This window comes from Glutamicibacter sp. AGC84, from assembly GCF_053543575.1.
Window position 1 is genome coordinate 337,431 of record NZ_JBLVOC010000027.1, and the last position, 8,421, is coordinate 345,851.

The window sequence follows — 8,421 nt, forward strand, 5'->3', positions numbered from 1 at the left end:
CCCCCCCTTTCCGGTTAAAGGTCACACGGATTTACTTTGCACAGGGTGCAACTTTGCACGTAGTGTAAGTTATGTGACTTCCCCGAGTACCGGCACCCGCCGCGAACTAAACAAACGAGCAACGAAACAGGCCATCGTTGAAGCCGTCGCGGACCTGCTTCGCAACGGCTCTGCCACGGCGCTTACCGCTACGCAGATCGCTGAAGCGGCCGGTGTTTCGCGCCGTACACTCTTCAACTACTTTCCATCAGTAGATGCGGTCTTCTCCTATCCCCTGCACCAGGTTCTGGGAACCATGGTGGATTCCATTAGCGACCTGACCGACTCCATGCCTCTGGTCGAAGCGATCATCGAATCGCTCAAGTCTGATGACGTGTCGCAGATGCTCGGGCAAGTGGCCCAGTTTGGTGCATTCTTGCGAACGGAAGAAGCCAACTGCGGCTTCCCCTCCACGATGAACGAATGGCGGACAGCCACCACGGAAGTCATCGAAAAAGTCGCCCGCCGTTATCCGCAGGCCGACAGTTTTTCCATCAGAGTCTTTACCCATGCTCTGCTCGGCGCAGGCCAAGCAGCATTTGATGAGTGGATCGAGCGTCTGCCAGCTACCGAAACTCACGGTCTGGATATTTCCCCCGAGCTCATCTCCGTCTTCCATTCCTTGATTACCCAGGCCATGAAAACCCTTGACCAGGGTTTTACCGCCTTGCCGCTGACCAGCACTAGCACCTTGAAGGACATCTAAGCTCATGGCTTCCCTCCTCTACCGCCTCGCTCGATGGGCACACCTGCACCGCTACCGCGTCATTTCAATGTGGCTGGCGGCCTTCATCTTCATCGGCCTGTGCGCCAGCTTGTTCATGGGCCAGCTATCGAATACCTTCACCCTGCCCGGAACTGAAACCCAGCGCACCCTCGACCGAATGAAGGAAGAGCTCCCGGATCTCGCCGGCGGCTCTGGCTCGATTGTGTTCCGTGAAAGCTCGAACCGGCCGCTGAACGAAACCCAGAAGCAGGCCGTCGCCGAGTCCCTGGAACAGCTGGCCATGCAGTCCCAGGTAGTCGAAGCCATGAGCCCCTTCGAACTGCAGGAACAGCTCGATAAGGCGCAGCCAGAGCTGGAGAAAGCGCAGCAGGAACTCGTTGACGGCCAGGAAAAGCTTGACGATGCCAAGGTGCAGATTGCCGATGGCAAGGTGCAGCTCAAGGAAGGCCGCGAGGAACTCACCGATGGCTGGGCACAGTACTTTGACGGCCAGAAGGAAATCCAGGCTGCCGAGCCGCAAATTGCCGCCGCTGAAAAGCAGCTCGCCGATAGCCGCGCGCAGCTGGAAGCCGGCCAGCGCGAGCTGACTTCGGGTCGTGCCCAGCTGGAAGCTGGCGAAGCGAAGTACAACGCCGGATTAGCCCAGTACAAGGACGGAACGGCCGAATACAACGCTGGCCGCGCAAAGTTCGACGCTGGCGAGCAGAAGCTCGATGCCGCTGACGCCAAGCTCGCCGCGGGCGAGAAGGAGTACCAGGCTGGCATGGACCAGCTGCTGGGCGACTCCCCCCGCGAAGAATTCGACGCAACCCTGTCGGCCGGCAAGGAAGAAGCCACCACGGGTCTGAAGTCAGCTGAAGATGGCCTGGCCGCCGCACAGGCAGGACTGGCCGAGGCTGAAAAGGGCATCGAGGAACTACCGGCCCAGATCGAGAGTACCAAGCAGCTCTTGGCGGAGGCAGAGGCGGCCGGAAACCAAGACGACATTGATGCGTACACTAAGCAACTAGCGGACAGCGAAGGCGCCTTGGCTGCGGCGAAAACCGCGAAACCCGAAGCCGAGAAAGCTATCGCCCAAGCGACCGCCGGCAAGCAGCAGGCCACCGAGGCACTGGAGCAGATCGCCAAGGCCGAAGCCGGCTTGCAGCAGCTTGACGCTGCCCGCAAGGAACTCGACGCTGGACAGGCCCAGGCCAAGGCCGGCCATCAGGAACTGGACGCGAACCGCAGCCAGCTTAGCGCCGCCAAAACCCAGCTGGACGACGCCAAGGCGCAGCTGGATGCAGCGAAAACTGAGATCGCCAGCAACAAGGTGAAGCTGAGCGAAGGCCAGGCCGAGCTCGATGCCGGCAGGGCCAAGCTGGAGGCCGGGCAACGTGAATTCGATGCCAAGAAGGCCCAGTTCCTTGCAGGCAAGGCCGAGCTGGAAGAAGCCAAGAACCAGCTTGAAGACGGCGAAAAAACTATCAAGGAAAAGACCGCCGAGCTTGAGCAGGGCGAGAAGGACATAGAGCAAGGCCTGAAGGATCTGGAATCCGGCCGCGCTGAACTGGAATTCGCTTCGCGCCAGGTGGGCGCAAGCTCCGATATGCGTTTCGTTTCCGAAGACGGCAGTACTGCAGTTTCGCAGGTGACCTTCAAGGTCCAGACCGACGCTTTGACTCCCGATGACCGCGAGCAGATCAAGGCTATCGCCGCAGGTCCACAGGCCAACGGCGTAGAGGTGCTGTTCTCCAAGGAGATCATGCAGGACATGTCCCAGGTCTTCGGAGCCTCAGAAATCATTGGTGTGGTCATCGCTGCCATTGTCCTGATCGCCATGCTCGGAACCTTGGTCGCCGCCGGACTGCCGCTGTTGCTGGCGATCCTCGGTGTGGGCGCTGGCGTGGGCACTACGATGGCGTTCTCCTCGCTGATTGACATGGCCTCGATTACCCCTGCCCTGGCTCTCATGCTGGGCCTTGCGGTGGGCATCGACTATGCGCTGTTCATCATCCACCGCCACCGTTCGCAGCTGCTGTCCGGCATGGAGGTCGGAGAGTCGATTGCACGCGCCGTCGGAACCAGCGGCAACGCTGTAGTCTTCGCTGGTCTGACCGTGATCATCGCACTGGCCGCACTGGCTGTTCCAGGACTTCCGTTCCTGACCGTCTTGGGCCTGTCGGCAGCGTTCACCGTGTTCTGCTCGGTGCTGCTGAACATCACTTTGCTGCCAGCACTGCTGTCCCTGGCCGGCACCAAACTGGTTTCCACGCGGGCCCGCAAGAAGGCAGCTGCGGATGCCGAGAATCCCCAGATCAAGGAATCATTCTCCATTCGCTGGGTGCGCATGGTCACCAAGATCGCTGTTCCGGTGACCCTGCTGGCGATACTCGTCCTGGGTGCCATCGCCCTGCCGGCCACGCAGATGCGAACCGCTTTGCCTGATGGCAGTGCAGAACCTGCCGATTCGCAGGCCTTCCAGGCCTACGAGCAAACCAGCGACAAGTTCGGTTCCGGCTACAACGGCCCGCTGCTGATCTTAGCTGATCTGCCTGCAGGGCTCAGCGAGCGCGAAGCTGAGGAAACTAGCCTCGATGTGGCCGAGAAACTGCGCGAATACAACGGCGTGGTGGCCGCAATTCCAGTCACCATGACCGAAGACCGCACCTTGGCAGCCATCCAGGTGATCCCTACCGATGGCCCTTCCTCGGAAGCCACCGAAGCGCTGGTGCACCAGCTGCGTGCCGACTACTCGGAGTTCTCCGAAGCCACGGGTGCCGACATTGCCGTAACCGGCCAGGTTGCCGCGCAGATTGACGTCTCCGAAAAGGTCACCGCCGCCCTGGTCCCGTACCTGAGCATCGTGGTTGGCCTGTCGCTGATCCTGCTGCTGCTGGTCTTCCGTTCGGTCGTGGTTCCATTGCTGGCCACCGGTGGCTTCCTGCTCTCGCTGGCCGCGGCCTTCGGCGCCAGCGTCATGGTTTACCAGTTCGGCTGGTTCTCCGGCCTCTTCGATGTGAACGTTCCCGGTCCGCTGCTCAGCTTCCTGCCGATCCTGCTCACCGGCATCCTGTTCGGGCTGGCCATGGACTACCAGGTCTTCCTGGTCTCGGCGATGCGTGAACGCTACGCTCACGGCGAGCCGGCCAAGGACGCGGTCCGTTCCGGCTTCTCGATGGCAGCACCGGTCGTCACCGCCGCTGCGCTGATCATGATCTCGGTCTTCGCCGGCTTCGTGTTCTCGCACCTGGCCATGATCCGCCCGCTCGGTTTCGCGCTGGCTTTCGGTGTGCTCTTCGATGCGTTCATCATCCGCATGACCTTCATTCCGGCAGTGATGCACCTGCTGGGCGACAAGGCCTGGTACCTGCCTAAATGGCTGGACAAGATCCTGCCGGATGTTGATGTCGAAGGATCGAAACTCAACGATATGCTGGATTCCGGGGAAAGCACTTCCGCTGATAATTCCAGCCAGGACCAGGCCAAGGAGAACGCCGCCGTATGAGCGAACAGATGAAGACAGGACCCCGGTTGCTGCTGGCTTCGGCTTCGTGGGGACGCAAGAAGGTCCTGGCCGATGCGGGCATCAAATTCACCACCCAGGTTTCCGAGGTGGATGAAGATGCGGTGCTGGCAGCTGCCGTGGCCCGCAACGGCGAGCAGAGTCCAGCGCAGACCGCATTGCTGCTGGCTCGTGCCAAGGCCGAGAACGTGGCCCAGGCAGATCATCCGGCAGGCACCGTGGTGCTGGGCTGCGATTCGGTCTTCGAACTTGATGGCGTGGCCTACGGCAAGCCGCACACCAAAGAGGTAGCCCGCGAACGATGGCTGCAGCTGAGCGGTTCTACCGGAATCCTGCACTCAGGCCATTGGCTGATTGATCCCGCCAATCCGGAACAGGCTCGCGGCCAGGTATCTTCCACCGTGGTGCATTTCTCCACCGTGGATGATGCCGAGATCGAGGCCTACGTCGCCAGCGGGGAACCGCTGCCCTGCGCCGGGGCATTCACCATTGACGGGCTGGCTGCAGCCTTCATCGAGTCCATCGAAGGCAACTTCCAGAACGTCGTCGGATTGGATGTCTTCGTGCTGCGCGGCCTGCTGGCCCAAGCCGGGATCAGCATCGTGGATCTCTGGAAATAATCCGGTTCCGTCCGGCAAATGGTGCCTTCCGCCCCACAGCGGAAGGCACCATTTTCATGCCTGCAGTTCCCTGCTCAGCAGCATCTGCTCGTGCCCGAACCCGCGCTGGAGCATGATGTGGCGCCGGCAGCGGCGGCAATGGAAGTATTCAACAATCCCGGCGGAAGTCCGATGGCTGGATCCGATCTCCCAGCAGTGCTCATGGACATCGGTTTCCTGCCGGGAATCAACGGCTTGGCTGTGCTGTGCAATAGTCATGGCTCCAGCATGATGTAATGCTCTTATGCAACTCAACCCTTACGGAGAATATGCGGTGCTCCTCGCTGCGTCGCTGGCCAATGACTGGCCATCGGACCGCGACGGCATCGAACAACGCACCCGGCAGAGCGGCATGACCATGCCCTTTCCGCGGCTCGCCTCGGACTATGCCCAAACGCGCGCGGTGGTGGATGACTGGCTGGACATCGTTGACGCGCCGTCCGATCCCGAGCGGGCGCTGCTGCTGAATTTGCAGGCGGCTCGCACTTCGGCCTATCCGCGCCTGGTGGACCACGATGGGGAGGGTTGGCACCTGCACTATCGCGATGACGGCCAGAGCATGCCCCAGGTGCTGCGCTCGGTCTTCTGCGTGGGCACGGCATTGCACCTGACCACCAGGGGCATGCACCGGCTGCGGCGCTGCGAGGCCGCACCGTGCGGACATGTGGTCGTGGATGTGACACGCAACGGGCGCCAGCGTTTCTGCTCGGTGCGTTGCGCCAATCGCGCGGCCGTCAGGCGGCACCGCGAACGGCAGGCGTAGCCGCCGGGGCTGATTCCTTCCAGACCGGAGCCATGGCGTGGCGGCGCATGACGGGAGGCTGAGTTGGCTTGGCCGCGCTTGGGGTTGATGGATCCAGCGATGGACGGGGGTTTGGCGCGGCACTGATTGGCCGGTGGGCGCCAATCTTTGGCAGGACACCATTCCACAGCGCGATCCGGGCTGCCGGCCAGCTAGAACACCAGAATGTTCTCGTGGATCCTGGTCCAGCCCGCCTCTTCCAAGTCCGAGAAGTCGGCTCCGGCCCGGACCAGCATCATCCTCGTTCCAGGGGCGCTCACTTCGACGATGGCATCCGCGTCCCCGGCCCCGCCGCATCCGCCAGCTGCGGAAGCCTCTCCCTGGGCGAATTTGAACAGGCAAGCCGTTTGCTCATCTGCCGATGTGGTGGCGAAGTAGTCGGCGTTGCCGTGCATGACCAGAAAACGCACGGATTGCATGCCAAGGTTCTCCAACTGGCTCCTATCCCCCGGCCACTGGTCGGTTCCAGCCGGTTCGCGGTCAAGCGCCGGGATGCCGGTTGCGCTGGAACAACCGGCCAAGGCGAGCATTCCAGCAGCCAGCAGCGCACAGAGCGCTTTGCCTCGAATTCCCACGGCAGCCTCCTTGTTTTCCATCTTGTCGATAGCCTAGTTCGCCGGGTGCGCGAAGACTAGGGCAGAGGCCAGCGCTGCCAGCGCACCAGCGAAGAGCAGCGCCCCTTCCAGGCCTCGCCGGCAACAGGGTCCGCAAGCCTCCCTGGGCAGGTTCCACGTTGAGCCAGCGCCAAGGTCCTTTGTAGGATTCCTCCAAAAAATTCACCCTAACACCCTCGTTCTAGGCGATAACTACATATAGTTCCCACAAAAACGATAGGCTCATAGCTGAGAAACCCTATTTTTAAAAGACAAGGTTCATGATGAATCCATTGACGAAGGTGCTTATCGCCAACCGCGGCGAGATTGCAGTGCGTATTATCCGTGCCGCACGCGATGAAGGAATCGAGTCCGTTGCGGTCTATGCCGACTCGGATCGCGATGCCCTGCATGTGCGTCTGGCTGATGAAGCCTACGCGCTGGGCGGTACCACCGCCGCTGAATCGTACCTTCGCATTGAGAAGATCCTGGACGCAGCTGAACGCTCCGGCGCCGACGCGATCCACCCGGGCTACGGCTTCCTCTCGGAGAACGCCGAATTCGCCCAGGCTGTTATTGACGCGGGCTTGACCTGGATTGGCCCTTCGCCAGAGTCCATCGACCAGCTCGGCGACAAGGTCAAGGCCCGTCACATTGCTGAAAAGGTGGGCGCCCCACTGGTTCCCGGCACCAAGGATCCGGTGGCCTCGGCCGACGAGGTATACGCCTTCGCCGACGAGCACGGACTTCCGCTGGCCATCAAGGCTGCCTACGGTGGCGGCGGACGCGGCATCAAGGTGGTCCGCAACCGCGAAGAAATCGGCGAAATGTACGACTCGGCAGTGCGTGAAGCTGTCGCGGCTTTCGGCCGCGGCGAATGTTTCATCGAACGCTTCCTGGATGCACCGCGCCACGTGGAGACCCAGTGCTTGGCCGATATCCACGGCAACGTGGTTGTCGTCTCCACCCGCGACTGCTCGCTGCAGCGCCGCAACCAGAAGCTGGTTGAAGAAGCGCCGGCCCCGTTCTTGAGCGAAGAGCAGACCACCCGGCTGTACGAAGCTTCCAAGGCCATCTTGCGCGAAGCGAAGTACAACGGCGCAGGCACCTGCGAATTCCTGGTAGGCCAGGATGGCGTCATTTCCTTCCTCGAGGTCAATACCCGTCTGCAGGTTGAGCACCCGGTCTCCGAGGAAGTCACCGGCCTGGACTTGGTTCGCGAGCAGTTCCGCATCGCCCGCGGCGAAGAACTGGGCTACACCGACCCGGAGATCCGCGGCCACTCCTTCGAGTTCCGCATCAACGGCGAAGATGCCGGCCGCAACTTCATGCCGACCCCAGGCACCATCTCCAAGATGAACCTGCCATCGGGGCCCGGCGTTCGCGTTGACTCGGGCATCGAGCAGGGCGAAAGCGTTTCGGGGAACTTCGACTCGATGATTTCCAAGCTGATCGTCACCGGCAGCACCCGTGAAGTGGCTGCGGCTCGTGCCCGCCGTGCGCTGGAAGAATTCCAGATCGAGGGCATGGCTACCGTGCTGCCATTCCACCGTGCAGTGATGAGCGACCCATCGTTCGTTCCGGCCCAGGGGCCGTTCAAGGTCCACACCCGCTGGATCGAAACCGAATTCGATACCGCCATCGAGCCCCACCCGATGCCAATGGACGGCGAGGACGCAGCCGAGGACGAGCGCACCGGCGTGACCGTTGAGGTGGGCGGCAAGCGCCTGGAAGTCACTCTTCCTTCGTCGCTGGGCTCGGTATCCTCCAACGGTGCCGAGAAGGCCGCAGGCAAGAAGAAGCGCAAGCCGGGCCGCAAGGCAGCCAGCTCCGCTGGCGCGAACAGCGCAGAACTGCGTTCGCCGATGCAGGGCACCATCGTGAAGGTTGCCGTTGAGAATGGCGAGGCCGTGGCCCAGGGCGATCTGATTGTCGTGCTGGAAGCGATGAAGATGGAGCAGCCGATTACTGCGCACCGTGATGGCGTGGTCAGCGGCTTGGAAGTTGCCCCGGGCGAGACCCTGTCATCGGGCGCCGTCATCGCTTCGATCGAAGAAGCCAAGTAGCACTCGTTGGTATCGACGCAGGGCCTGGAC

General features: G+C 61.8%; 7 protein-coding genes. 5 read left to right on the plus strand and 2 right to left on the minus strand.

Annotation, left to right across the window (positions count from 1 at the left end):
• The 3 genes from ACNPN0_RS18020 to ACNPN0_RS18030 all read left to right on the plus strand — a co-directional run.
• Positions 1–745, plus strand: a 745-nt coding sequence (locus ACNPN0_RS18020; RefSeq protein WP_448938963.1) for a TetR family transcriptional regulator, incomplete at its 5' end; no start/stop codon positions are given.
• Positions 746–749: 4 nt separating this feature from the next.
• The gene (locus ACNPN0_RS18025; RefSeq protein WP_448937582.1) at positions 750–4,253 is read left to right on the plus strand and encodes an MMPL family transporter; all 3,504 of its coding nucleotides are present in this window, start codon (positions 750–752) and stop codon (positions 4,251–4,253) included.
• A complete protein-coding gene (locus tag ACNPN0_RS18030; RefSeq protein WP_332594793.1) occupies positions 4,250–4,891 on the plus strand; it encodes a Maf family protein in 642 nt (213 codons plus the stop codon). Before ACNPN0_RS18025 ends, ACNPN0_RS18030 begins: the two co-directional genes overlap by 4 nt.
• Positions 4,892–4,945: 54 nt before the next feature.
• On the opposite strand, the gene ACNPN0_RS18035 is transcribed toward ACNPN0_RS18030, so the two are convergent.
• Positions 4,946–5,149, minus strand: a complete 204-nt coding sequence (locus ACNPN0_RS18035; RefSeq protein ID WP_332594794.1) for a hypothetical protein — start codon at positions 5,147–5,149, stop codon at positions 4,946–4,948.
• A gap of 25 nt (positions 5,150–5,174) precedes the next feature.
• On the opposite strand from ACNPN0_RS18035, the gene ACNPN0_RS18040 reads away from it, so the two are divergent.
• Positions 5,175–5,693 carry a CGNR zinc finger domain-containing protein gene (locus ACNPN0_RS18040; RefSeq protein ID WP_448937581.1) on the plus strand — a complete coding sequence of 173 codons (519 nt, stop codon included), beginning with the start codon at positions 5,175–5,177 and terminating at the stop codon, positions 5,691–5,693.
• A gap of 191 nt (positions 5,694–5,884) precedes the next feature.
• Here the strand turns inward: ACNPN0_RS18040 and ACNPN0_RS18045 are convergent, their stop codons facing one another.
• Positions 5,885–6,307, minus strand: coding sequence for a hypothetical protein (locus tag ACNPN0_RS18045; RefSeq protein WP_448938964.1), 423 nt, complete (start codon positions 6,305–6,307; stop codon positions 5,885–5,887).
• A 302-nt stretch (positions 6,308–6,609) separates the two neighbouring features.
• Between ACNPN0_RS18045 and ACNPN0_RS18050 the strand changes: the two genes are divergently transcribed.
• Entirely contained in the window at positions 6,610–8,391 is a 1,782-nt protein-coding gene (locus ACNPN0_RS18050) for an acetyl/propionyl/methylcrotonyl-CoA carboxylase subunit alpha (RefSeq protein WP_448937594.1), read from the plus strand.
• Positions 8,392–8,421 lie beyond the last annotated feature (30 nt).

Bases quoted from the DNA above. Each gene is read 5' to 3' on its own strand.
- ACNPN0_RS18030 (WP_332594793.1), top strand. From the start codon at position 4,250: ATGAGCGAACAGATGAAGACAGGACCCCGGTTGCTGCTGGCTTCGGCT.
- ACNPN0_RS18050 (WP_448937594.1), top strand. From the start codon at position 6,610: ATGAATCCATTGACGAAGGTGCTTATCGCCAACCGCGGCGAGATTGCA.
- ACNPN0_RS18040 (WP_448937581.1), top strand. From the start codon at position 5,175: ATGCAACTCAACCCTTACGGAGAATATGCGGTGCTCCTCGCTGCGTCG.
- ACNPN0_RS18035 (WP_332594794.1), bottom strand. From the start codon at position 5,149: ATGACTATTGCACAGCACAGCCAAGCCGTTGATTCCCGGCAGGAAACC.
- ACNPN0_RS18025 (WP_448937582.1), top strand. From the start codon at position 750: ATGGCTTCCCTCCTCTACCGCCTCGCTCGATGGGCACACCTGCACCGC.